Annotated in this window: 30 protein-coding genes and 1 pseudogene; 18 read left to right on the plus strand and 13 right to left on the minus strand. The window is 41.4% G+C overall.

What is annotated here, in order from left to right; translation table 11 throughout:
* The first annotated feature begins 74 nt into the window (after positions 1–74).
* From ACE1CI_RS22550 to ACE1CI_RS22580, 7 genes are all read left to right on the plus strand, one after another.
* Positions 75–1,445 carry a DICT sensory domain-containing protein gene (locus ACE1CI_RS22550; protein ID WP_413267840.1) on the plus strand — a complete coding sequence of 457 codons (1,371 nt, stop codon included), beginning with the start codon at positions 75–77 and terminating at the stop codon, positions 1,443–1,445.
* Positions 1,446–1,453: 8 nt separating this feature from the next.
* A complete protein-coding gene (locus ACE1CI_RS22555) occupies positions 1,454–2,158 on the plus strand; it encodes a pentapeptide repeat-containing protein (RefSeq protein ID WP_413267839.1) in 705 nt (234 codons plus the stop codon).
* A 659-nt stretch (positions 2,159–2,817) separates the two neighbouring features.
* Positions 2,818–3,408: a DUF4351 domain-containing protein gene (locus tag ACE1CI_RS22560; RefSeq protein WP_413267838.1), complete on the plus strand. Its 591-nt coding sequence runs from the start codon at positions 2,818–2,820 to the stop codon at positions 3,406–3,408.
* Between the two features lie 64 nt (positions 3,409–3,472).
* Positions 3,473–3,742, plus strand: coding sequence for a type II toxin-antitoxin system ParD family antitoxin (locus ACE1CI_RS22565; RefSeq protein WP_413267837.1), 270 nt, complete (start codon positions 3,473–3,475; stop codon positions 3,740–3,742).
* Positions 3,739–4,050, plus strand: a complete 312-nt coding sequence (locus tag ACE1CI_RS22570; protein ID WP_413267836.1) for a type II toxin-antitoxin system RelE/ParE family toxin — start codon at positions 3,739–3,741, stop codon at positions 4,048–4,050. The genes ACE1CI_RS22565 and ACE1CI_RS22570 overlap by 4 nt, the downstream gene beginning before the upstream one ends.
* 62 nt (positions 4,051–4,112) lie before the next feature.
* Positions 4,113–4,565 (plus strand): hypothetical protein, encoded by a 453-nt coding sequence (locus tag ACE1CI_RS22575; RefSeq protein ID WP_413267835.1) that lies wholly within the window; start codon positions 4,113–4,115, stop codon positions 4,563–4,565.
* A 1-nt stretch (position 4,566) separates the two neighbouring features.
* A complete protein-coding gene (locus ACE1CI_RS22580) occupies positions 4,567–4,941 on the plus strand; it encodes a HEPN domain-containing protein (RefSeq protein WP_413267834.1) in 375 nt (124 codons plus the stop codon).
* Between the two features lie 23 nt (positions 4,942–4,964).
* Here ACE1CI_RS22580 and ACE1CI_RS22585 read toward each other — a convergent pair whose 3' ends face one another.
* Complete coding sequence (locus ACE1CI_RS22585) at positions 4,965–5,468, minus strand: helix-turn-helix domain-containing protein (RefSeq protein ID WP_413267833.1); 504 nt, start codon at positions 5,466–5,468, stop codon at positions 4,965–4,967.
* 75 nt (positions 5,469–5,543) lie between these two features.
* Positions 5,544–5,684 (minus strand): hypothetical protein, encoded by a 141-nt coding sequence (locus ACE1CI_RS22590; protein WP_413267832.1) that lies wholly within the window; start codon positions 5,682–5,684, stop codon positions 5,544–5,546.
* A gap of 81 nt (positions 5,685–5,765) precedes the next feature.
* On the opposite strand from ACE1CI_RS22590, the gene ACE1CI_RS22595 reads away from it, so the two are divergent.
* The 3 genes from ACE1CI_RS22595 to ACE1CI_RS22605 are packed head-to-tail and all read left to right on the plus strand — an operon-like array spanning position 5,766 to position 8,052.
* The gene (locus tag ACE1CI_RS22595) at positions 5,766–6,524 is read left to right on the plus strand and encodes a GTPase domain-containing protein (RefSeq protein ID WP_413267831.1); all 759 of its coding nucleotides are present in this window, start codon (positions 5,766–5,768) and stop codon (positions 6,522–6,524) included.
* A gap of 2 nt (positions 6,525–6,526) precedes the next feature.
* Positions 6,527–7,219, plus strand: coding sequence for a hypothetical protein (locus tag ACE1CI_RS22600; protein ID WP_413267830.1), 693 nt, complete (start codon positions 6,527–6,529; stop codon positions 7,217–7,219).
* 8 nt (positions 7,220–7,227) lie between these two features.
* Positions 7,228–8,052, plus strand: coding sequence for a hypothetical protein (locus ACE1CI_RS22605; protein WP_413267829.1), 825 nt, complete (start codon positions 7,228–7,230; stop codon positions 8,050–8,052).
* Between the two features lie 395 nt (positions 8,053–8,447).
* On the opposite strand, the gene ACE1CI_RS22610 is transcribed toward ACE1CI_RS22605, so the two are convergent.
* The 6 genes from ACE1CI_RS22610 to ACE1CI_RS22635 form a co-directional block, all read right to left on the minus strand.
* Positions 8,448–8,945: a PIN domain-containing protein gene (locus ACE1CI_RS22610; RefSeq protein ID WP_413267828.1), complete on the minus strand. Its 498-nt coding sequence runs from the start codon at positions 8,943–8,945 to the stop codon at positions 8,448–8,450.
* Positions 8,942–9,202, minus strand: a complete 261-nt coding sequence (locus ACE1CI_RS22615) for a UPF0175 family protein (protein WP_459564158.1) — start codon at positions 9,200–9,202, stop codon at positions 8,942–8,944. Before ACE1CI_RS22615 ends, ACE1CI_RS22610 begins: the two co-directional genes overlap by 4 nt.
* A 120-nt stretch (positions 9,203–9,322) precedes the next feature.
* The gene (locus ACE1CI_RS22620; protein ID WP_413267826.1) at positions 9,323–9,805 is read right to left on the minus strand and encodes a PIN domain-containing protein; all 483 of its coding nucleotides are present in this window, start codon (positions 9,803–9,805) and stop codon (positions 9,323–9,325) included.
* The gene (locus ACE1CI_RS22625) at positions 9,802–10,047 is read right to left on the minus strand and encodes a UPF0175 family protein (RefSeq protein ID WP_413267825.1); all 246 of its coding nucleotides are present in this window, start codon (positions 10,045–10,047) and stop codon (positions 9,802–9,804) included. The genes ACE1CI_RS22620 and ACE1CI_RS22625 overlap by 4 nt, the downstream gene beginning before the upstream one ends.
* A gap of 98 nt (positions 10,048–10,145) precedes the next feature.
* The gene (locus ACE1CI_RS22630; RefSeq protein WP_413267824.1) at positions 10,146–10,322 is read right to left on the minus strand and encodes a hypothetical protein; all 177 of its coding nucleotides are present in this window, start codon (positions 10,320–10,322) and stop codon (positions 10,146–10,148) included.
* A gap of 71 nt (positions 10,323–10,393) precedes the next feature.
* Positions 10,394–10,591, minus strand: coding sequence for a DUF433 domain-containing protein (locus ACE1CI_RS22635; protein WP_413267823.1), 198 nt, complete (start codon positions 10,589–10,591; stop codon positions 10,394–10,396).
* 261 nt (positions 10,592–10,852) lie between these two features.
* On the opposite strand from ACE1CI_RS22635, the gene ACE1CI_RS22640 reads away from it, so the two are divergent.
* On the plus strand, positions 10,853–11,098 hold the full coding sequence (locus tag ACE1CI_RS22640) for a hypothetical protein (RefSeq protein WP_413267822.1): 246 nt from the start codon (positions 10,853–10,855) through the stop codon (positions 11,096–11,098).
* A 7-nt stretch (positions 11,099–11,105) separates the two neighbouring features.
* Here the strand turns inward: ACE1CI_RS22640 and ACE1CI_RS22645 are convergent, their stop codons facing one another.
* The 5 genes from ACE1CI_RS22645 to ACE1CI_RS22665 form a co-directional block, all read right to left on the minus strand.
* Entirely contained in the window at positions 11,106–11,993 is an 888-nt protein-coding gene (locus ACE1CI_RS22645) for an nSTAND1 domain-containing NTPase (protein ID WP_413267821.1), read from the minus strand.
* Positions 11,994–12,087: 94 nt separating this feature from the next.
* Positions 12,088–13,320, minus strand: coding sequence for an aminotransferase class V-fold PLP-dependent enzyme (locus ACE1CI_RS22650; protein WP_413267820.1), 1,233 nt, complete (start codon positions 13,318–13,320; stop codon positions 12,088–12,090).
* A 453-nt stretch (positions 13,321–13,773) separates the two neighbouring features.
* Positions 13,774–14,322, minus strand: a complete 549-nt coding sequence (locus ACE1CI_RS22655; RefSeq protein WP_413267819.1) for an NYN domain-containing protein — start codon at positions 14,320–14,322, stop codon at positions 13,774–13,776.
* 141 nt (positions 14,323–14,463) lie between these two features.
* The gene (locus ACE1CI_RS22660; protein ID WP_413267818.1) at positions 14,464–15,141 is read right to left on the minus strand and encodes an ABC transporter ATP-binding protein; all 678 of its coding nucleotides are present in this window, start codon (positions 15,139–15,141) and stop codon (positions 14,464–14,466) included.
* Positions 15,142–15,166: 25 nt separating this feature from the next.
* Positions 15,167–15,436 (minus strand): UPF0367 protein family, encoded by a 270-nt coding sequence (locus ACE1CI_RS22665; RefSeq protein ID WP_413267817.1) that lies wholly within the window; start codon positions 15,434–15,436, stop codon positions 15,167–15,169.
* 224 nt (positions 15,437–15,660) lie between these two features.
* Here ACE1CI_RS22665 and psbD point away from each other — a divergent pair, with 224 nt between their 5' ends.
* The 7 genes and pseudogenes from psbD (at position 15,661) to ACE1CI_RS22700 (ending at position 24,508) form a co-directional block, all read left to right on the plus strand.
* Positions 15,661–16,719: a photosystem II D2 protein (photosystem q(a) protein) gene (gene psbD / locus ACE1CI_RS22670; protein WP_496615593.1), complete on the plus strand. Its 1,059-nt coding sequence runs from the start codon at positions 15,661–15,663 to the stop codon at positions 16,717–16,719.
* A 455-nt stretch (positions 16,720–17,174) separates the two neighbouring features.
* Positions 17,175–17,303 carry a hypothetical protein gene (locus ACE1CI_RS22675; protein WP_413264955.1) on the plus strand — a complete coding sequence of 43 codons (129 nt, stop codon included), beginning with the start codon at positions 17,175–17,177 and terminating at the stop codon, positions 17,301–17,303.
* A gap of 834 nt (positions 17,304–18,137) precedes the next feature.
* A complete protein-coding gene (locus ACE1CI_RS22680) occupies positions 18,138–20,180 on the plus strand; it encodes an iron uptake porin (RefSeq protein WP_413264956.1) in 2,043 nt (680 codons plus the stop codon).
* Between the two features lie 928 nt (positions 20,181–21,108).
* Positions 21,109–21,549: an RrF2 family transcriptional regulator gene (locus ACE1CI_RS22685; protein ID WP_413264957.1), complete on the plus strand. Its 441-nt coding sequence runs from the start codon at positions 21,109–21,111 to the stop codon at positions 21,547–21,549.
* Between the two features lie 164 nt (positions 21,550–21,713).
* Positions 21,714–22,679 carry a cysteine synthase A gene (cysK, locus tag ACE1CI_RS22690; protein WP_413264958.1) on the plus strand — a complete coding sequence of 322 codons (966 nt, stop codon included), beginning with the start codon at positions 21,714–21,716 and terminating at the stop codon, positions 22,677–22,679.
* 103 nt (positions 22,680–22,782) lie between these two features.
* A complete protein-coding gene (locus tag ACE1CI_RS22695) occupies positions 22,783–23,481 on the plus strand; it encodes a J domain-containing protein (protein ID WP_413264959.1) in 699 nt (232 codons plus the stop codon).
* Positions 23,482–23,639: 158 nt separating this feature from the next.
* Positions 23,640–24,508 (plus strand): annotated as a pseudogene (locus ACE1CI_RS22700) (6-carboxytetrahydropterin synthase).
* Positions 24,509–24,584 lie beyond the last annotated feature (76 nt).

The following is a 24,584-nucleotide window of genomic DNA, read 5'->3' on the forward strand; positions in this document are numbered from 1 at the left end:
CAAAAACTCTCTTTCAAAACCTTCTCTTCTTCTTCGCGCTCTTTGCGTTCTTTGCGGTTTAATAAAAAAAAACCATGCTACAAGGTTCAATTCTGCAAAAACTAGCTGATGCCCACAAATCCAGCCCCAGACCTCTGCGGTTTGGAGTCTACTATAAAAATACACTGGTTGGCCTCTGCCATGCCCTAGAAGATAGCATTTTGACCTCGAACACCTCCCCCCTCATGATCACCGCTTTTCAAAGAGGGAAATGGTATCTTCAAGAAGCAGACAGATATGGTGATATTGCCAAAAAATCTCGGCAAATTGTAATTATGGCAGCACCCGACTCTGGTTTTGCAGAACATCCCACCAGCCAGATGTCAAATGTAGAGTTGGTGAGTTTAGAAACGATCGATCCCGTAGCCCAAGAATGGCATTTAATGATCCTATCGCCCAGCTACACAGCGATGGTACTTTGTCAAGAATTAACCCCTCAAGATTATGGGGTACAAGGAGTACCAGAGGAAGATCGAGAACGGAAATTTTATGGGTTTTGGACTTTTGAACCTGGGTTAGTATTAGAAACAGTGGAATTAGCGATCGCGCACATCGCCAAATACGACCCAGAATTAGAGCAAAAATTAACCGCCCAAGTCAAAGAAATCACCGCCCAAGCTGCTAACGCCCAACAAGATAATTTAGGAGAAATTGTTTCTCGCGTTGTTGATTATTTACAACATAGTCAACAAGATTTAATCGCTGAACAATTACAACCTTCTCATCATGAAGAATTAGACATAAACTTAGTTTCCAACGAATTGCAAGCCTTTGTGCGGATGGCGCAATTAATGGAATTAGCTAATACTGGAAATCCAATGGCGACAGCGGAAATAGCCGCTTTAGCCGAAGTTATGGGGCAACTTTTGGATCTACCAGCGTGGCAAATTAAACGGTTAAGATTAGCGGGATTATTGCATGGTTTAGTACCTTTGGGAGTAACAACAGTTACAGGTTTAGATGAAGCGCCTAGTTGTCCTTTAGAACCTAGTGTACAAGCATTAAGAGCGATGCCGCGATTGCAGGCGATCGCACACATCCTAACCCATCAAACCGAATGGTGGAACGGCAGTGGTTATCCCGGAGGTTTCGCCTACGATGCCATACCATTAGAATCGAGAATATTGGGATTAATCACCAACTTTGAACAACGAGTCAATCAACTCCTAAAAGAAACAGAAAACCTCAGTAAATCAGAAGCTTTAACTAAAGCTTTAGTAGAATTTCAAGCCCAAGCTAACGAACGATGGGACCCGAAACTAGTAGAAACTTTAGGTTTATTAGTTATGGGTTTACAACAGGGATTAGACTTGCAAGTTATCCCACCCAAAGTAACAACTGGAATGTGGTTACTCGATCCAGAATTGTCAGAAGAAGTACAAAATATTTTCCAAACTAACAGTTAATTAAATTCATGGATATTGCAGCTATTCGAGCCGGAAAAATTAAACAACTGCCAGGGGTAGACTTAGAAGAAGAAGACCTTTCTGGCAGCAATTTAAGAGGAGTTAATCTCGCTGGTGCTAACTTAGTTGGCGCTAATTTAAGCGGTGCTAAATTAGAAAGCGCCAAATTAGAAGGCGCAAACTTATTAAGCGCTCAATTAGTAGCAGCAGATGTAAGAGCAACTCTGTTAGGTGCTAACTTAATGCAAGCAGATTTAACTGGTGCTGACTTGCGGGGAAGTAACCTCAGAGGCGCAAATTTAATGGGAGCAAAATTAACCCAAGCGTCTTTTGCTGGAGCTTTTTTAAGTGGTGCAAATTTGATGAGTGTAAATTTACAAGGGGTAGATTTACGCGCCGCAGACTTGCGAGGTGCTAATCTCAGTGGTGCTAATTTACATGGTGCAAATTTGAGTCAAGCAGACTTACAAGGAGCAAATTTAAGTAATGCCAATTTGGAAGAAGCAGACTTACGAGGTGCGAATTTAACAGGCGCGAATTTAACCGGAGCAAATTTACTTTGTGCTGAATTAGAAGATGCAAATTTGCACGCAGTTAGTTTAGTAGGAGTTTGCTTAGTAGGTACTTCTTTAGAAGCAATAACACCACCACCGCAGGAAGTAAAAATACCTTTGAAAATAGCAGAAGTTGAGCATAGTAAAATTGAAGAGTAAGTAAAAGGCAGGCAGGATGCCTACCCCACAAGAAAGCTGTAACTCTTGTGGGGTGGGCATCTTGCCCGCCCTATCTTTAAATAAATATTTTCACTTTCTTTTGCTTAAAATTATAGCTCTAAAGCCCAACTAAATACTAATGCTAGAATTTTGCTAAGTAGTGCAAGGGAAAAGTTGTGAAATTAGAAGAAGTTTTGCACTTAGCGGAGCAGCTTTCGCCTGTGGACAAGGTGCGTTTGATTCAGGAATTAACACCTGATATAGAAAGGTAATTAGTTTGTAATCAAATTACTCCTCGTAAATCATTATGGGGTTTATGTGCCGATCTCGGACAAGCACCTTCAGCAGATGAAATTGACGAAGCACGTCGGGAGGAATGGGCGAACTTTCCAACTGAGATCTTGCACCAGTCCCAAAATCCGCCTGGGACTCAAGTCCCAGGCTAATAGGTAAAGTCCTCTCAAGAGGACTAAATACTAAAGTTTTCAGTCCATTTTAATGGACTTGAGCTATTAGCCCGGAAATTGATTTCCGGGCGGGCTAAAAGCGCAGGTGCAAGATCTCAGCCAAGGGAGGATATTTAGTGGCAAAATTAACTCAGCCTGTATTGCGATCGCCCCCGGCTTTGGATTTTTACGCCCACCCTTTCTAAACCCATTTTGGACAGTTTTGGTGCTAATTTAGAATTGGAAAACTTTGGCGAGGGGGTTTATTTTCTCCCGCCAGCGTTGCGAACTGCGATCGTAGTTATTCACCAACTCCCTAACACCCCGGAAACTCTCTGGCTGCGATTGTTGGGAAAAGGAAATGTGCAAAAAAGTGCGATCGCTCAGTTCAACTCTCTACCCAACGCAACTCCATTTAAAGACAGCGTACTCGAACTTTTATCGAATTTGTTCGCCATTTTAGAGGCTCGACAAGACTTAGATTCAGAAGATCGGGAGTTAATTATGCAATTATCACCATTGTATCTAGAAAGAATTCAAGATGCGAACCAACAAGGAATTGAGCAAGGAATTGAGCGAGGAATTGAGCAAGGAATCGAGCGAGGAATTGAGCAAGGAATTCAGCGAGAAGCTGTTTCCTTTGTGATGCGATTGTTGAGTCGTCGATTTGGATCGATCGCACCCAACATAGAAGAACAAATCCGCAGTTTACCCGTAAATCGTATTGAAGATTTGGGAGAAGCAATCCTCGATTTCCAGAGTGAAACAGATTTAACTAATTGGCTTGAGCAAGTTAATGGTTAAACTGATTTTTTTCGATTAATTTGGTTTCAATTTGTTTGCGATCATTAAACAGGCGGAGTCCCAAATGAATATATCGTTAAGTTCAGAAATTGAGAAGTTTATTGCCAGTCAAGTAGAAAGTGGTAAGTATTCTTCTGCTCAAGAAGTGATCGTAGCAGGTATCAGGCTATTAGAAGAACGAGAACGCATTTATAAAGGACGGTTTGAGGAATTGAAAAGGGAAATTATGCTCGGCGTTGAAGCCTCAGAACGGGGTGAAGTTGTGGATGGGGAAACGGTTTTCTCCCAACTGCAACAGAAACTACAACAACGTCGTGTTGATTCTGGTTTATGAGTAATATTTGTCGTTTTACTACAACTGCTAGTCGAGATATTGAAACCATTATTGATTTGATTGCTGATAATAGTGGTTTTGATGTAGCAGAACGGTTTCTGAAAAAAGTTAATCAAAAGTGTCAGAATTTAGCAAGTTTTCCAAATATGGGACGTAAACGTGATGAACTTCTTGAGGAGTTGCGGAGTTTTCCAGTTGATGATTACCTAATTTTCTATCGTCCAATTGAAGGGGGAATTGAGATTTTAAGGGTAATCAGTGGCTACCGCGATTTGTCAGCACTTTTTCAAGAACCTTTTGAGGAGTGATAGAGACAAGTAACTGTGCAAAAAGATGCGATAGTAGTGCAGGAAAAAAAGCAGAGAAAAAAATGAGCGAAACAAATACGCTGAATATTCAACTAGCAAAAGAAGATAACGATCGCTTAACCCAAGAAGCAAAACGCCGTCAGATCGATCGCACTACCCTAGCCCAGATGTTACTACATAAAAGTCTGGCTAACCTCGATATTGAATCCTTAGAAAAGTTATATAACTTACGCCAAAAAACCGAAGTTTTAGACTTTCTGGAAAAACACCCTTTCCTAATTCCCTTGTTGCTAGAAGCACACCCCCAGATTCGCCAACATTTTCCCGATTCACCACTTTTTCTAGAATACGTTCCCGATCCAGAAATTGATGACCCCCATTTAGTTGTTTACATTGCTACCAACTTAGAAACAGAAGCAGCATTGGATAGGATGGATTTATTAGATGATTGGTGGATAGAAGTGCCAAATAGAGGGCAAGGAAAGATGTTTTTTAACTTAGATAGTTTAGAATAAAATGACTTTTAATTGGTCGGAATACCTGAATTTAGCGCGGGAACTTGCTGGTAACACTACTGAAGTTTCTAGTGAGGAGGCTAAACTTCGTTCAGCTATTAGTAGAGCATACTATTCTGCTTTTATTCAAGCACGCAATTTTTTAAGAGATTGCGATCGGTTAACAATCCCCCGCGAAAAAACTCACAAATATGTTATTGAACAATTTCAGAATAGTGCTGACGAAAAGCAGCGAAAATTGGGCGAAAAATTGCAGCGTTTACGCGATTTTCGCAACCAAGCTGATTACAATGATTCTTTTCCAAAACTGTCAGCAAAAACTGAGCAAGCTTTAGGTTTAGCTAGGCGAATCATTTCTGGAATAAGTAATTTATAATAATTTCAATACTCTCAAGTAAATTACTCCTTCATTTCAACCCACTTAATCGCCTCCAGGGGTAGCTCTAGCACCTCTGCTATTTGTTCGTCAGTTAAACCAAACTGTCTTAATCTATTAATTTGTTCCTGCTTAAGTTGACTATTATTGTTCTGCTGAAATTCTGTAGTTTCAGATTGATTTTTATTCAGGGGAAAATTGAGTTTTTCAGAACCAAAATTTATGCAATTAATTATATTATTACTTTTATTACCTAAAAATATATTCAGATTTGATTGCCGTTCTAAAACAGATTGAAGAGACTTTTTATCAACAGGTTCGCCAAAAATTTCAGATAAAATTCGCCAAAGTTCGTAACCTACTTCCTTAGTATGACCAGTCGTACAATTATAATCTTCTGCAATATCAGAATATTTTCGCCGCTTCAGTGTTCCCTCAATAATTCCCCGTTGCAAATCATTTAGATGCTTACCTGTTTTGGCATGAACTACTTCATCTACAAATTGCAACACCTCACGACTGTCCATTGGTAGGTATGTGAAAAGACTGGAGTTATTATAACCAACTTAATCTGCCCATATCCGCCTTTTTCCACCTTGGTTTTAAACTTTACAAAAATTTAAGAAAGATCCGCCTTTTTCCACCTTTTTCCGTCTTTTCATGTTGGGTGCGATCGGTCTAGCATTATGGAAAGCTCTACTGTACATGATAAACCGAGCCATGTAGCACATAAAAATTTGCATATTTTAAGTTCAGGTAAGGAAACCAGAACTATAAAGCTTGGTTCTCAATTTATAAAACAATGGAATACTCTTTCTTAAAATATGGAACCATTTACTATAGGTCTTATGTTATTTTCGGTAGTTAGTAGCACATTAGCAATATGGGCGACATGGGAAAAAATTATCACTACTTTAAAAGGTAAAAAAATAGCAGTACTTGGAGCTAGAGGATCAGGTAAAACAACTTTCTTCATTTTACTAAATGCACTTAATCTAACAGCTGTGGAAATAGAACAAACAGTAAATCGTAAGAAAACTAAATCTTCATTTATCGTTCTTAATATACAAGAAAAAACTGAAACAATTAGGTTTAAGGATGCTGTTGATTTACCCGGTAGTGAGGAATACCGTGACAATGGTAAGTGGAAAGAAGAATTCGAGTCTGCTAATATTGTTTTATATCTTGTTAATGCAGCAGCATTACTTAGAGGAATAGACAAAACCGATGAAATTAATAACAAAGGAAACCCTGACCAGATTAAATTTGAAACTAAAAATCGTGTTAAAGAAGATTTAAAAAACCTTCAAAAATGGATTAACCCATTAGGTGAAGAAAAGAAAGGTGAAGAAAAGAAAGATGAAAAAAAGAAAAAAGATATCTTTATTATAGGGAATCATTTCGATGTTATAGACGAAAATTTTTATAAAAATAACAAGGAAAGTAAGTATCATCAAGAGTTTTCCAACAACGAAGCTATTAAAAGAAACTGTCAAGGTATGACAATAATTATTGGAAGCCTCAAGGATAAAGATAGTCAAAAGAAACTGTTAGAGAAAGTTGTTCAAGAAATGGGTAAATAATTATGAAATCAGAAGCACTTTTTCATTCAGCACAGCAGCTAGATAATTTATCTCCAAATATTATATCTAGTGGTAAGCATAAGCTAGACCCAGTTGAAAAAAAAGCAGAGCGTCAACATCTTGTTTTGCAGATGGATGATGTAACTTCAACGGGTAAAAAGATATCTATTTCGCCCAACGTAATCGTTTATTATAAGCAAGCCGATTTTGTGATTAAAACGATTCCAGATGAGCGCGATAGCTATAATCGGCTTGCACCTATTCTTAGTTATGGTGAGTTTCCAAATGGAGAGCTAAATTCCGATACAGAAAATGGGTGGATTCAGAGTATTAAGGATCAAATTATAGAGTTTGTGAATTCTATTGGAAGAAATTTATCTTCAGATACAAAAGCAGAAATTACACAAGTATTAAAGGAGCTTTTGCAAAAAAAAAGACGCGAACAATTAATAAATATGCTGGCAGGAAATTTATTGGTATACGGAACGGTCGTAGTAGTTCCTTTGACTCTGGGATGGCTAATACAGAATCAAATTCCGACAGAAGAAATTTGGACAGCAGCCCAACAAACATTGCTGAAAAATCTGGTTTGGTTTCTAGCGACTCTAGTTGCAATCAGCAATACTGTGATGTTGTTTATAATCCGTCTTTTGATCGATTCCCTAATGAACGGTCACAAGAGGAAAAAAAGATAGATACTTCGATGATTGGCAATTCAATTAAGCAGGAAGGGAAATTAACTAAAATGAGTTATGATGAGATTCCAGAAGAACCAGAGAAACGCAGAGTTATTGCGATCGTATCTCGCCTTGGCTTACAGCAACTTACCCAAGTGAGTAATAAACCTAATCAGGAAGGGTTGGCGGCACGCGGTATCTTCCACAATGAGCAAGTATGTTTAATAGATGCTTCTACAATCAAAAGTACTCCTCTTATAGAAAAGTTAAAAGGTAGTGCTTTATTCAACCCAGGTGCGATTCTTATTCAAAGTCCTTATGACCCTTCTTCTTATGCTAATGCCTCAGAAGCATCCTACACTTTTGCCAAAGCAAAGTGTGTTCTTTTTTCCACTTTATGTGGTCTACTGGCTGCACGAAAAGTCTCTGTAATAAACGCAGAGATCGTAACAAGTAATAGCCAAGAAAAGTTATCTGGTGGTGCTAACACTCCCTATGGTGGAGGTTCGGCTGAAGCACAGAAAATTGCTGAAGCAAAAATGAAAAAGGAAATTATTATTGAGCGTACTTTCGCTCAGAATGAGCCAAAATTGGATAAAGCTAAAGAATATATGAGCAAATACCAATGGCTCTCAGATGATCATATTAATAGCCTCTTGGAACTACGTGAAGCAGGAGTCCCAATAGAAAAAGAAACCTACATCTTGAGTGTTACTAGCGAGTCAAAAACAAATTTAAACATAGCCTTCTCCCTGAATATACCAACCCAAGTAGACTTGAAGGTTAACATTGAGCGAATTAAAAATGAAACTTTTGATTTTTCTGCAAAATTTGAAGTTGAGTTTTGGTAATGATGTTTCTTCATTTCAACCCTTTGTGGACATTTTTGAATTATGCTAATGACTTCAACTAAAGCTGTTTCATTTAATAAAAGAAGATAGCGATCGCACTCTCCCAACTCCCTTTTACTCAGATCTTGCACCAGTCCCAAAATCCGCCTGCGAATTGATTCGCAGGCTAATAGCTAAACTCCAGTAAAGAGGACTAAATACTTAAAATTCTTATACTTTCAGTCCATTTAAATGGACTTGAGCTATTAGCCCGGAAATTGATTTCCGGGCGGGCTAACAGCGCAGGTGCAAGATCTCAGTTTTACGGTGATGGACGCTGACGGATTTGCGATCGCTCTACAACAGTAAATTTCCCTTGCAAAAACAAACCTGCTAAACTTAATAAACTAATTAAATTAGGTATCCTCAACAACCTCTCCTGCTTGTCGTAAAACTTGTTGATAAAGTGTAGGGTTAACCCAATATTGAGCAGTATCAATCATTGCATCAAGTAAAGGTTCTACTTGAGGAATTATCTGTTGGTTTTTTGCCAACAACAAAATACCAAGAGTACCAATTACTTGCAATCCTAAACTTTGGGCAACTTGACGTGCTTCACGTTCATCTAACAAAATTCGCTGTTCGCCTGTTTCGATCGCTAAAGCAATTGCTTCCCGTTCTCCCTCATCTAGTGTTAGAGAAATTTCCCTTGCTATAGTCGATACTCTACAAACTTGAAGCCATCCTGAACTAATTGCTTGCAGAACAACTTGCGAATCTGGGAAACTAGAACCAGTTGTTTCATCATATACCGCTTGGGGAATCACAATCTGCCCAAACATAGTCTGTAAAATATCAAGCCGATTTATGGCAGCAAAATTTATTAGAGGTGTAGTATTAGAAATAACTTTCACAACAGCCAAGAACCTGTTTGAATTGTATTAATATCTTCAGCTAAGTCTGTTTCATTGTAATGGCGATCGATATTTTTTTGTCCCAAAACTTGCTGAAATTCCCAGACAGATAAATTAGCCAAACGACGTGCTTGCCCAAAAGTAAAAATATTTTGGGCGTATAGCTGTAAAGCAATTTCTTGTAGAATTGCTTGTTCGCCTTGATCCAAAGAAGCAGTCGATAATTCTAGATTAATTGGTGCGACAAATTTATTCATCATCCATTCATGCTCAAAAACTGATTATGTTTTATTATAAATAACAATAACGGTAATGAACACACCCGGCTTTTTAACTGAAAATTATTGTTGTTCCGCCTGTTTTTTGACTATCAAGAATTAGAGAGACTCACCTGCTAAATTTAAAACCTGATTATACAGCTTCTCATTTATCCAAAAACCTGATACACTTAGGCGATCGAGTAACGGTTTAACTGTAGAAATTAATCCTTGACTTTTAGCTTCTAGTAACACTCCTAAAACTCCGATAAATTTCAGCCCTAAACGAGATGCTACTATTCTTCCTATTCTCTCATCTATGAGCAGCAAATCTGCATTTAATTCTATAGCCAATGCAATAGCTTCTGCTTCACCTTCATCGATTTCTAATTGTAGGGTTTTTACCAAAGTTGAATTTGTTACTTCTCGCTTTTCAATCCACTCAAATGTTTTTACTTCGATCGTACCAGCAACCGGAATATTAGTTAACTCTCGATAAACAGCATTAGGAATAACTATCTGACCATAAATTTGTTGCAATAAACTTAACTGACCAATAGCAGCTAAATTATTAATCGGAGAAGTATTGCTAACAACAATCACAATCTGCCCATCTCCCGCAAAGTTTTGAGATCGGCTTCTAAATCTTCTACATCATAATGCAAAGGAATTTGACGACTCGCTAGTAAATGTTGAAATAAAAATTGATTCATTCCTGCTAGTTTGCTTGCTTGTCCTAGCGTTAACTTTTCTTTTTGAAATAGCAATATAGCAATTTCTTGTTTTAACTCATCTTCCGACATCCGAGTAGCTTGTAAAATTTCATCTGGAATAATTACACTCATAATTATTTAAACTGATAATCAAGTAAAGCCTAATCCTAGCATGACTCACTATTATATTTCTCAATTCTAACTTGCGATCGCACTCTCCCAACCTCATTTTACGGTAATGGACGCTGACGGATTTGCGATCGCTCCACAACAGTAAATCTCCCTGGCAAAGACAAACCTTCTACATTTAATAAACTAAGTAAATTTTCCCCAGGTTCTTCTGGTGTTAAAGGTTGATAACGAAAATAAACAATAGACTTCTCCAAAAACTCTTGTGGGGTAGGCATCCTGCCTGCCTTTGAGATTCTTTGTTAGAGAGGTCTAATACCAATTGGCGATCGCATTCCTAATCCATAAATTAATTTACCCTAACAAAAGCGAATACCGCTTTTAATGCTTCAGAAGTTAAAGAAGGGTAATTCTCCAAAACTTGCTGTTCTGTCCATCCAACCGCAAATAACCCAAGCAGAAACTCAACTGATAGCCTAGTTCCTTTAACAACTGGTTTACCTACCAGAATTTTTGGCTCAGAATGGATATATTCTCGCCAGTCCATTTGTTTTACCTATACTTTAATCAACAGTTTATCAAGATTTTGAGTAGCAAATATCTTCAGCTAAGTCTGTTTCATTGTAATGGCGTAATAATCAAATTATCATCTACACACTATTTACCTAACCTTATTCATCGCCAAACTACTGCTACCTCTAGGACTCTAGACTAACCCAATTCCCAGTCCCCAATCCCTAGTCCCCAATCCCTAATCCCCAATTGTTGCAATAATGTTACAATGCAGGCCAGTAATCCGGGATCACACATGAACTTTCAGGACGTTTTGAACCAAGCATTGCAGCTTTCCACCGTAGACAAGGTGCGTTTAATTCAGCAAATGGCTATGAACATTGAACGCGAAGTCGGAAATGGTCACTCTAACGCGCCGCAACCACCCGCTTGGAACCAATCACAGCCACCCGCTTGGACAGCACCCTCTGAAGGACAAAGGCTTTCTAATCAGGAGATTGACCAAGCACGTTGGGAAGATTGGGCAAACTTCCCGGATTAAACCCTAATTAACTACCAAAAGGCCAAAATTTACCTTTCAATCCATTTCTCGGTATCCCACGAGATTTTTGGATAAACTTTTCTTTTGGCCATTGAAAATCTAAATTTTGCTGATGTGCTTCCCACAATAAACTAGCTGCTAATTGCAACAACAAAGGATGATTTCCACCCCATTGTCTAGCAAGGCGTTGTTCTTCCCAAGTTAAAGCAGCTTCACCACCCAAAGTTACAGGTAAACTTACCAACTCCTTAGCTTCTTCTTCAGTTAAGTCTCCCAACTTAATTACATCACCCAAATGGAAAAAGTTAGAAGTAAACTTGTAACGATGTTGGTAATAGTCTAATTTTCTGTGGGAAGCTATCACCAACATTAAAATATTGCTGTTGAGCAAAAAAGACAAATTATCAAAAAATCCATTATTAAATTCTTTGGGATGATGGAACAAGGCTTCAAATTCATCTAAGCAAAGTACAGGTAAAACTCCCTGTCTTTTCCACTCTCCCAACACCACTGAAAAAGTGTGGCGTTCAAAGTTTTTTACATGAAATGGTTTAGTTAATACCTTTTGCGATCGCACCTTGGGCAAATTATACAACTCTCTAGCGATCGTCAAATAAAACCCCTCTTCCCGATGAAACAGCGGACTGGACAAATTAAAATAAGCCACTACATAACGTTGCGGATTTTGTACCCTTTGTTCGTAAGTCTGAAAAAAGTGATACAACAGCGAAGATCTACCAATTCGACCTTTTCCCACCACATTAACACTAACAGGCGGCGAACCAGTCATCCTGGCCGTAATTGTATCGAGTTCCGCTTTACGTCCGACAAAAAACCGAGGATCAGAAATCATTGATCCGGCAAAAAATGGATTAGAAGGCGATCCTAAAGTCATATAATCTCTAGTATGGAAGACCGCAATATTACAACAATTGAATCTAGATCCCCGACTTCTTGAAGAAGTCGGGGATCTGGGTAACAAGTTTTGCTTAACTTAGTACCATTCGCTCATACTCCTTAAACAATTCTGGCAACACTTCTGCTAAATATTCATAATCTTCAGTTTTGTTATAAATTTGCGCCGAAATTCTTAACAACTGTTTAGGATACTCCGGCCAATAAATCACCTGCACTTCAATTTTAAACCTTTCCCACAACAGATCATGTATCGGCGGGATCGATCGCGTCTTCACAAACTGAGTACAATCATCCGGTAAACACACCACCGCCATCGCCCCAATCATTTCCTCTGGACAAGGTGGCGCAACACCCAAAACCTCACACAGTAACTCTCTAGCTTGTAACACCATAGCTCGATTTCTGGTCATTAATTCCGACCATCCACCAGGCAACAAAGAACCCATAAACTTAATCGCTTCCGCTACACACAAATAAGCACTTGGGTCATCTGTTCCCATCCAATCAAACTCTAACTGAAATCGTGACTTATCAGTACGTAGAGAATTAGCACCGTGACTAATAGTCATCGGATGAATCAAAGACTGTTGATCTCGCCTCACATACAGAAAAGCCGCACCTTTAGGCGCACATAACCACTTATGACAATTACCCGTGTAATAAGTTGCCCCAATTTCCCGCAAATTTAAAGATACCATTCCCGGTGCATGAGCACCATCCACCAAAGTATCAATTCCCCTATCTTTTAACTCTTTAACTAACTGCTGAATCGGAAAAATTAAACCCGTCTGACTCGTAATATGATCTAAAAGTGCCAGCCTTGTCTGCGGTGAAACACATCCCATCACCGCCTCAATCACCTGTTCTGGCGCATTTATGGGAAAAGGTACATCTGCAACTACTACCTTCGCCCCCGTCTTTTCGGCGACAAAATTCAACACATTGCGACAAGCATTATATTCTTGGCTAGTCGTCAGTAACTCATCTCCCGGACGAAAAGACAAAGAACGCAAAACCGCATTTATCCCAGTCGTCGCATTGGGAACAAATACCAAATCGGAAGCATCTGCACCCACAAAATCACCTAACTGATTTTTGGCTGCATCTAGTAATGCTTCCATCTCTCGATAAAACTTTAGCGGTTGCCGTTCTAACTGTTGGCGAAACTTATCTTGCGCTTCTAACACAGGTATCGGACAAGCGCCAAAAGAACCATGATTTAAAAAAGTTACATCCGGTTCTATTAACCAAAACTTAGCAAAGTCAGAAGTTGAAAGTTTAAAGCCAGAAACTCGATCTTTCATCCTTCATCCTTATACAAAACTCCCCGGGTAGGATTCGAACCTACGACCAATCGGTTACACTTATCCCTACGTTTCCGTTGGGGGTGGACTATCTCATCATCCGCTTGGGATGTCGGGCGCTGTCGGACTTATTGGTTAGGCTCCTCATCCGTAGTCTCTGCTCCTTTCTGGCTACCTGTGAAAATCACTGCCTTTCGCCAGACTTGGATCAGGGTTGCCGCCACCCGAAGTGCTGCGGTTTCCTTGAATTCACCCGATTTTCCACTATCCGTCGCCGGATAGCGCTGCTAGGAAATGCAAGTAAATTTGCTACACTTACATCTGCTCCTGACAGCCGACCGCTCTACCACTGAGCTACCGAGGAATGTTTGCTCTTTCGAGCCACGATTAATAATACTAGCCGAATCGACAGGGGTTGTCAAGCACTTTTTCAAAATTTCTAAAAATCGTTGCTTACTTTAGCCCGTAACGCATTTGGGCAAGGCGCTTTTGAGCTTCTGGGTCTAGGGAACTGAACAAGAAACGACCAGGGGATTGATTTTTAGATTTCTGTTTTCGGCGCACCCGATGGCTAGTAAATTCTACTTCTTGCACTAGTTTGTGTGCGGACATCCATTCTGCGCCGTATCCGATAATAGTTAGTTGCTGTGCTCTGTCTGATGTTGCTACAATCAACCTTCGTTGAAATTTCTGCAACTCATGGCGCAGGGTAGCACAAGCTTTTTCTATATATGTGTCTGCTGTTTGCCCAAAATCTGTGAAATGAACAGATAAGTTATTAGTAATTTCTTCTGCATTCCCAGGTGTTGCGCGATAATGGGCATCAAATACGATCTGAGTGTGATAGCCTTGATAGGCTGTGTATTCAATTAGGAGTTCAATCAACTCTTCGCGGGCGGCCTCTAATCCTTTGCGATCGCGCAAAGTAAGCAGCTTTTGCCAAGATCCTATGATGTTGTAGCCGTCCACTAGCAAAAATGCTGACGGCGAAGGTGGTGTCATTGTTCAATGCCAAAATTTTTCTAAACTTAACATATCTGATAATAATTCATAATCTTATTAGTAATCAAAATTTGCATTTGGGTTAGGGGTTAGGGGTTAGGGGGTAGGGGTTAGGGAAAAGCTCCCCTATGCTCCCCCGCACTAGGAACTTATCCCCTCTACCTGCATGAGGCGTTGTTTTAAGCGATCGGGATCGCCCCGATCGACAAGTTGACCTTTTTCTAGTAAGAAAGCACCGTCGCAATAATTTAACTCATCTAAACGGTGAGTTACCCAAAGCGCAGTGATGCCTTGGGAATGAACTAAGCGTTGTACTTGTTTAACTAGGTCTAACTGACTGTCTGGATCTAAAAGGGCGGTAGGTTCATCTAAGAGTAAGACTTCGCAACGACGAGCGATCGCACCTGCGATCGCCACCCGTTGTTTTTGCCCCCCACTCAAAGCATAAATTGGTCGTCGCTGTAAGGCCCACAAATTTACAGCCGCTAAAGCTTCTTCTACTCGCTGGCGCACTTGCCTTTGGGGAAGATTTTCCGCTACCAATCCAAAAGCCACATCTGCCCCAACAGTAGGCATAACTAACTGATGATCTGGATTTTGGAAAACGAAGCCTACAGGCTGGGAAATTTGAATTTCACCCGCTAGAGGAGTTAATAACCCAGCCAGTAATCTCAGCAAAGTTGACTTACCACTGCCATTAGTACCCAAAAGCATCCAAAATTGTCCTTTAGGTACATCCAAAGAGCAGGATTTGAACACAGATTCACCTTTAGGCCAGCTAAAGCAGAGATCTCGCACTGTAATGGCAGATTCAGTCATTTAATCACCATTTCCAACTAAATTCTTATTCTCCAGCCATCATTAAGAAGCCTGGTGGTCTGCCAGCAGCGGCAGCACTTGACTTCTGAGATAATTGCACAGCTAGGATTTCACTGGTGAGAATCGCTATTTTTTTCTCTGTTTGCTTTTCGCAGGTCAGTTCCAGAATTTTTGGGTCATTGGAACGCATAGCTGCCAGAATTTGCTCATAGAGAGCGATCGCGTCCGATTCCTCCTTCCTTTGCACTGAATAAGGGAAGGGAGTGTTCTTTAAAGTCATGTCAATAGTGAACATTAGGCGTTTCGAGATTTTAGTTAATTGCGCTACACACTTCTAGTTTATGAGAATTCAGTAATGGGGATGAAAAATTCAAAACTTGCCCCTATAATGAGAAGACAGTAAAGAAACGTAAAGTCTTATTACGTTATCCACAATTCTGTGCCTTAGCCAAACTGGAAACAGTGCAGCGAGGCTAAAATCCAAAACCTGTACTCATAAAATATTCGGAGATTTGGGCAATGACTATTGCAGTAGGACGTGCCCCAGCAGAAAGAGGATGGTTTGATGTCCTCGATGACTGGCTCAAGCGCGATCGGTTCGTCTTCATCGGCTGGTCTGGATTACTGCTATTCCCCTGTGCATACCTAGCACTCGGCGGATGGCTCACCGGAACCACCTTCGTTACCTCCTGGTACACACACGGCCTAGCCTCATCGTACCTAGAAGGCTGCAACTTCCTAACAGTAGCCGTATCCAGCCCCGCCGACAGCATGGGACACTCCCTGTTGTTCTTGTGGGGTCCTGAAGCCCAATGGAACTTCACCCGTTGGTGCCAAATGGGTGGATTATGGCCCTTCGTGGCTCTACATGGAGCCTTCGGATTAATCGGATTCATGTTGCGCCAATTTGAAATCGCACGGTTAGTGGGGATTCGCCCATATAATGCGATCGCATTTTCCGCGCCGATTTCCGTATTCGTCAGCGTGTTCCTGATGTACCCCTTGGGACAATCCAGCTGGTTCTTCGCACCCAGCTTCGGAGTAGCCGCAATCTTCCGCTTCATCCTGTTCTTACAAGGATTCCACAACTGGACACTCAACCCCTTCCACATGATGGGAGTAGCAGGCGTACTAGGTGGAGCCTTACTTTGCGCCATTCACGGAGCAACAGTAGAAAACACCTTGTTTGAAGACGGAGATAGCTCCAACACCTTCCGGGCATTCAACCCCACCCAAGCCGAAGAAACCTACTCTATGGTGACAGCGAACCGTTTCTGGTCGCAAATCTTCGGGATTGCGTTTTCCAACAAACGTTGGTTACACTTCTTTATGTTGTTCGTACCAGTCACAGGCTTGTGGATGAGCTCTGTAGGGATTGTCGGTTTAGCACTCAACTTACGGGCGTATGACTTCGTATCCCAAGAGTTACGTGCGGCGGAAGACCCAGAGTTTGAAACCTTCTACACCAAGAACATTCTGCTCAACGAAGGTCTGCGTGCTTGGTTAGCGCCAGCCGACCAACCTCACGAGCACTTTGTCTTCCCTGAAGAAGTTCTGCCTCGTGGTAACGCTCTGTAAGCTTTAACAAAATTTTTTCATACTCAAAAGACACCTATTCATTAGGGGTCTTTTTTTTGGAGGAAGGCAGAGAGCAGAAGGCAAAAGGCTCCAAGGCTCCAAGACAGAAGTAATACTAAATCCGGGTGAAAAACCCCTTTTTCTGGGGAAGGGGGAAGGGGGCAGGGGCAAGGGTTTTTGCTCCGGATGTGGTATTACCTTTAAAGCCAATATCCTGCTTCCCCTTCTTCCCCTTCCCCTTTCCCCCTTCCCCCTTCCCCTCAAAAATAACGGGGGTAACTAACCCGGATTTGGTATAAAAATTCTCAATAGTCCCCTTGTCCCCCTACCCCCTACTCCCTACTCTTACTTTCCAAAATTACTCTTGCTTTTTTCCCAGAGCGTGTTATCTTAGTGGAAGGGAAATTTATCGGGATCTCAATGCCAGCATCCTGTTATAAAACTGGCATCCAGATATGGAATTTCCCACAACCGTTAGCTCAACGGGGATTGCTAGTGGAGAGTTAAGCAAACTTAATAGTCAAACTATTAAGAACTCGATGAAGCAAGAAGAAAACATTGAATTTACTTGGGTTAAACCATAGTTGTTTGACTTGAGTAAGTTTGAGTAAGTTTTTCGGAGCGGCGTAATGCTCAACACTCTTTGAGAAAAAGACCGCTTAGGCAACAAGGAGGTGATGCCCATGACAGATAGTAGTAAAATCATGGGTCATCAGGTTGCAGTTAGCCGGCTGTGCGCCGGGACCGTTCTCTAGCAGAAGCTTGGTACTTTAACAGTACTGTAAGTAGCTGCGAGTGCTGGGCTGAATTTAGAGAAATCCCGGCAGTCTGGTTGCAATCTGAAGACCCGCTAGACCGCTCTCATAGTACAGTGGCTAAATTGTAATCCGGTCACTGCTTATGAGAGCGGATAGTTATTTATGGGGTGTTTGATAATACAGTAGTAATTGTCAGTCAGTAGGGCTAACTAACCATATTGTTTAGTTAAGCTATAAAATAATTTTGTTTTCGCAAAAATAGCAGAAACAAAGAAAAAAATTAAGTAGATTTGCTAATGTAGAGTTAACTTGCATCACTACTAGGCTTGTGAATGTAGATTGTCAATGCAGGAGACTACTTAAACTAATCAGATTACTCTTGATTAGACTAGTTGTAAGCTTATATATTGGAAGTGCTGGTGCAAGGTGTGATAGGTGGAATCGGAATGGCGCAGAAGACTTAATAAAAGTTTTCAGTTCCATCTCCTTAAGCGCAAATAGCGATCCTCACCTATCAGATATATAAAAAATAGAGTTAACCTTAGTTTAAGAAAAGCATTACCCCGCACAAAGCTTTTCTAAAGGCTAAACTAAGGAGTGAAGCGGGGAACTTAAATGAATCCAGCGATTCTGTATGAGTGGTGTGAGGACTAGAGGAAAATGTCTAAAATATTGTGGAAATCACTGCTGTTCAGTCCGGCAATCCTGGGAGCGACCCTGGTGTTTGGCCCTTCAGCGATCGCCACAGAAACTAATTCAGCAGCTGAAGTAGCTTCAACGCCAAGTGCGATCGATCGGACTGAGGAAAAGCTGTTAAGTGCAACAGCTAATCCCGAACAGCAACCAGAAATAACAGCGAAAAATCAAGCTGACGGCAATGGGCTAAAAGCTTTAGACAAGACACAAAACCAAGCGCAAGTGTCTGTAACGGTGAAGGAAAATACAGTGGCTCAAGCAGCACCTGTTAATGCACCAAATTCAATTGACCAAATCATTCGTTACAGCAGAGAAGGAAGAACAGCTTCCGGTCAGGTGACTTCCGTTTCCCAGCTGCGGGACGTACAACCAACAGATTGGGCTTTCCAAGCATTGCAATCTTTGGTTGAGCGTTACGGCTGTATTGAAGGTTATCCAGACCGCACCTATCGTGGAAACAGAGCGTTAACTCGTTATGAGTTTGCAGCTGGTTTAAATAGTTGCTTGGATCGGATTCAGGAATTAATTGCGGCATTGCCTCAAGGTGTAAGTAGAGAAGATTTAGCGGCTCTACAACGTCTGCAAGAAGAATTTGCAGCTGAACTAGCTACCCTGCGAGGTCGAGTTGATGCCCTAGAAGCTCGTGTTACCAAAGTAGAAGCCCAGCAGTTCTCGACTACGACCAAACTGAAAGGGGAAGCGATTTTTGCTATTGCTGACGTTTGGGGTGGTCAAAGGGGTCAAGTAAATTACCGAGGCGGAAGAAGCCGCTTGGGTGTAGAAGACAGAAACAATACTGTTTTCCAAGATAGGGTACGTTTAGAATTCCAAACCAGCTTCACAGGTAAAGATATACTGCATACCCGGATTACAGCTGGTAACGCCGTGCAGTGGAATAATTTTCCTGCTACTCCCCTGTTTGGCACTAGTACTCAAACCGCTTTTGGAGGTTCTAACGCAGGCTCAACCAAAGAAGGTACTCTACAATATTTTGTTGGTAGCACAGGCAACAACAGCGTAGCCTTGGACTGGTTGGCTTATGAAACAGCCTTCTTAGGTGGTTCTAAACTCTACTTATCTGCTGTAGGCGGTATTCACTCTGACTACGTTGATGTGAAAAACCCCTACTTCTTTGATGGAGATGGCGGTAACGGTGCAATTTCTGCCTTCGCGCAATCTAACCCGATTTATCGGATTGGTGGTGGCGCAGGTGGAGCCATTAGCTTTGGTTTGGGAGGATTTGGTAGCTTCTTGAGAGGTACCTCGATTACTGGTGGTTACTTTGCAGGTGGCGAGGGTATTATCCCAGCAAATGTTACAGGTAACGCTCCTGGTAGTGCTAACAGCCCACTGGACAAAAATGGTCTGTTTAACGGTAACTACTCTGCTTTAGGACAGTTAGACCTAAACTTCTGCGATACCTTCAACTTAGCTTTAACCTACGTTCACGCTTACCACACTACTGGGTCTGATATCTTTTCTGCTGGTGGTAGTACATCACCTGAACGTGGCCCTGGTTTCAATGGGATAGTAGGTACAGGTATTGCGAACCTCCCATCTGCTCTGCTATTCGGCGCAGGGTCAAATGGTAGAGCAAGAGGTGCTACTCCAATTGTGACTAACTCATACGGTGTTTCTGGTAACTTACGTTTGAGCAAGTACTTCTCGATTAGTGCTTGGGGTATGTACACGGATGCTACTTTGATTCGTCGTGGTAGTGCTGACATTTGGAGCTATGGGGCTGGTATTGCTGTTCCCAACTTGGGTAAACCGGGTAACTTGTTAGGTTTATTCGCAGGTATTGAACCTTACGTAGCTGGAATGAGTGCTGGGCCTCGTTCTAACTTTAGCCGCGATTTGCCTTGGCACATTGAAGGGTTCTACAAGTTCCAGCTGACAGATAACATTTCTGTGACTCCTGGTGTGATTTGGTTGATGGCACCAGAACAGAATAAGAACAATGATGACATCTTTATTGGTACTCTCAGAACCACCTTCTCGTTCTAGGTGAGTCTGACTGAAGAAACTGAAAAGCCCTCGTTTTGAACGGGGGTTTTTTTTATTAAGGGCTGAGGTAAAAAACCCGGTTTCTAGGAAAAATCTTGGACTTACGCACTCTTAGCCTGAAACCTAGATCCCCCCTAGCCCCCCTTCTCAAGGGGGGAACTTAATAGCCCCCCTTCCCAAGGGGGGAACTTAATAGCCCCCTTGGGAAGGGGGTTGGGGGATCTGGGTGCGTAAGTCCTAAAATCATTGCTTGCGATGATTGAGGTTGACTCAGAGACCGGGTTTTTGATTGTTGCTAGAAAATTTGGCGATCGCACAGATCCTTAAAAGCGGAAAGCATTCAGGACACTGGCGTTTTGACACTCTCACCGTTAAGCTAACGCTGTAACGGGGGATTCTTGGGCTGAATCTTGCCTCTACTAGCAAGCTAGTTTTGGTCTTACAGTTTCATGTCTAGTCCGACTACACCTTTTAGGGCAAGCACTCTAATGGACTACTCCCCAAGCGTAAATTCGGGTATGCCCTACCCTATTTGATTTCTTTTTCGTCCTTACCGTTTGGACTTACTTTTACACCATTGACGGATAGGAATTTTGAGATCTGGGAGTAGGACGTTTTAGCTTTCGGCTGACGCTCACGCCGGAAGCCTGTTTCCTCACGTTCTCAAGGGTACACAACCTGTTAATACTCTAACAGAAATTAGGTTTACAACTCAACTTTTTTGTTAAGGATTCGCTACTCTCAATTTGAGGCGAGTTGGTCGCAATTCATCTCCCGTCAAACTACGTTATGACGAGAGTCTTCTTGCTCCATTAAGATAAAATGGAACTAAACCCTAGTGTAGAACTGGGGTATTTAAATTACCCTTTTCTACTCTGTGTATTTAATTTAGGAATTTTGTAGCAATTCAGTAAATTTGGGATAATTCGTGGAACTATCGTGTAAAAGTGAATATGCGCTACTGGCTCTCCTAGAGCTAGCAACTCATTATCAAAGTGGTGAACCTCTGCAAATTCGGCAAATTGCGGCGCAGCAAAATATTCCCGATCGCTATTTGGAACAGTTACTAGCAACTTTAAGGCGTTGCGGTTTGGTGCGTAGTCAACGAGGAGCCAAGGGGGGCTATTTGCTAGGCAGAGAACCCTGGAAAATTAATTTATTTGAAGTGATTTGCTGTTTAGAAGGGTCTGATTCTCAATCGACCCAGAAGGAATCAGGGAATAAAACGACTTTAGAGAGTAGTTTGCTGCGAGAAATTTGGCAAGAAGGTTGTCAGGCGGCAAATGCGGTTTTACAAAAGTATACATTACAAGATTTGTGTGAAAAGCGCGATGCTAAACGTCAGCTAGATATCATGTATTACATCTGATTTGTGATTTTGTCATTTGTGATTAGTTGTTTGTCATTTGTGGAATTTTGCTGTTCGACAGATGTAGAGGAATGCAGAAGTAAAGAACTATGACTAATAACTAATAACCAATGACTAAGGACTGATGACTGATGACCAATCACTAATGATATAGGGAGAAAATTATGCGAATTGCTGACGATATCACTGAGTTAGTTGGTCGTACCCCTTTGGTACGGTTAAACCGAATTCCGCAATCAGAGGGTTGTTTGGCAAAGATTGTGGTGAAGTTGGAGGGAATGAATCCAGCTGCTTCGGTGAAAGACCGGATTGGTGTGAGTATGATTGATGCTGCTGCTAGGGAGGGGCTAATTACTCCGGGGAAAACAGTGTTGGTGGAACCGACTTCGGGAAATACGGGAATTGCTTTGGCAATGGTGGCGGCGGCTAAGGGTTATGGGTTGATTTTGACTATGCCCGAAACTATGAGTAATGAGAGGCGGGCGATGTTGCGGGCTTATGGGGCTCAATTGGAATTGACTCCGGGTATTGAGGGGATGACTGGGGCTATTCGACGGGCGCAGGAGATTGTGGAGAAAACGCCGAATGCTTATATGTTGCAACAGTTCCGCAATCCGGCTAATAGCCAAATTCACCGGGAAACGACGGCAGAAGAAATTTGGCAAGATACGGATGGGCAGGTAGATATTGTGGTGGCTGGTGTGGGTACTGGGGGTACGATTACTGGTGTAGCTGAGGTAATTAAGCAGCGCAAACCGGGGTTTTTGGCGATCGCAGTTGAACCCGCTAACAGTGCGGTGTTGTCCGGGGGAAATCCAGGCCCACATAAAATTCAAGGGATTGGGGCGGGTTTTATTCCCCAGGTGTTGCGGGTAGATTTGATTGATGAGGTAATTCAGGTTAAGGATGAAGATGCGATCGCATACTCTCGTCGTTTAGCTAAAGAAGAAGGCTTACTTTCGGGAATTTCCAGTGGGGCTGCACTTTTTGCCGCGATTAAAGTTGGTCAAAGAAAAGAAAACGAAGGTCGCCTGATTGTGATGATTCAACCCAGTTTTGGCGAACGTTATTTAAGTACGCCTTTGTTTCAAGATCCAGAATTGAAGCTATCAACTTTTGGCTTAACTTAAACTAGTGAAAAGTTGGCAGAAGGCTTCTGTAATTCTCTGGTACAAGTCCCTAAATTCACTTATGGGAAAAATCTAAAATCGAAAATCGAAAATCTAAAATCGAATGGCGGAGTTAAATCACTACCAAACTCTGCAAGTTAGCCCAAGAGCAACACAAGCAGAGATTAAACAATCTTATCGGCGATTGGCAAAACTTTTTCATCCCGATAGTCAGCAAGACACAGCCGATCATGAGCAAATTGTGCGGCTAAATGCTGCTTATGAAATTTTAAGCGATCCGCAACGGCGGGAGTTTTACGATCGACAATTAAAAAATAGTTCATTTAGTCCGGTTGGAAATTGGCAACAAAGAACCAAAGCCGCCCAAAAACAATATCAAAAACAGCGACAAACTACTCAAGATGTCGATCGGCAAATTCAACTATGGTTGACTGTGGTTTATCAACCTGTTAACCGCTTAATTTGTCGCATTATTAATCCCATCAAAGAACAAATTGACGAACTTTCAGCCGATCCTTTTGATGATGAATTAATGGAAAGTTTCCAAGATTACTTAAAGGATTGTCGGGATTTGCTTTCTCAAGCTCAACAAATTTTTACCTCTATGCCCAATCCTTCTCCTTTAGCTGGTGTTGCTGCCAGACTCTATTATTGCTTGAATCAAGTAGGAGATGGCATTAGCGAATTAGAAACTTTTAGCTTAAATTACGATGACCATTATTTACACACAGGTCATGAAATGTTTAGAATCGCCTCCCAACTAAGACAAGAGGCACAAACAGCTTTTAGGAGTTTTGTTTAACAGGGAACTGGGAAAGTTTTGAGTTATGAGTTATCAGTTTTGAGTTAAGGAATTTTCTTGCTTCCTTGCCCCTGAAGCACCTAGAGTCCTTCCATGCTGTATCCTAGAATTAGAGTCGTTTTACGAATCTTCACAATTTCATCTTTGCTCCTCCCAGCATGAAGTGTATTATCAACCGTCGGGCTAAGTTTTCAGCCAGTCATCTGTATTGGTTGCCAGAGTTGAGTGAAGCTGAAAATATGCAAAAATTTGGGGCTTGCGCTCGTGCGCCCGGTCATGGACATAACTATGTCCTGTATGTCTACATGGCAGGCGAACTGGATGAATATGGCATGGTGTTAAACCTGTCTGATGTAAAACACATCATTAAGCAGGAAGTCACCAGTCAATTAGATTTTTCTTATCTCAATGATGCTTGGTCAGAGTTTCAAGAAACTCTACCAACTACAGAAAATATAGCGCGGGTAATTTGGCAGCGGTTAGCGCCTCATTTACCAATTGTGCGAATTCAATTGTTTGAACATCCAGAACTTTGGGCTGATTATTTAGGAAACGAAATGGAAGCATACCTCAGCATTGCCACTCATTTTAGTGCTGCCCATCGGTAGCTCGTCCCGACCTTAGTTATGAGAAAAATTGTGAGATTTATGGTAAGTGTGCTCGTCCTAATGGTCACGGACATAATTATCATTTAGAAGTAACTGTGAAAGGGGAAATCGATCCTCGCACGGGAATGACAGTAGATTTGGGGGAATTGCAAAAGGTGGTTGATGATTATGTTGTAGAACCATTCGATCACACTTTTTTGAATAAAGATATTCCTTACTTTGCGGAAGTTGTGCCGACAGCAGAAAATATTGCGGTTCATATTCGCGATTTATTGCAGGAACCTATTCGGAAATTAGGAGCAGAATTGTTCAAAGTTAAGTTAATGGAAAGTCCGAATAATTCCTGTGAAGTGTATGGTACTCCATTGGAAAATTCAGTTAATGGCAAATTGAACGAGCAAGTTTTAGTGAGAATTTAAGGTTTTTGCTAAGTTTAAATCGCACCTCATTAATTATTGGGGTGCGATTTTTTTATTAACTCAATTTGCTAGTTAT

Origin of the sequence: Floridaenema flaviceps BLCC-F50, assembly GCF_041929275.2 — a bacterium.
GTDB classification, from domain to species: Bacteria; Cyanobacteriota; Cyanobacteriia; order Cyanobacteriales; family Aerosakkonemataceae; genus Floridanema; species Floridanema flaviceps.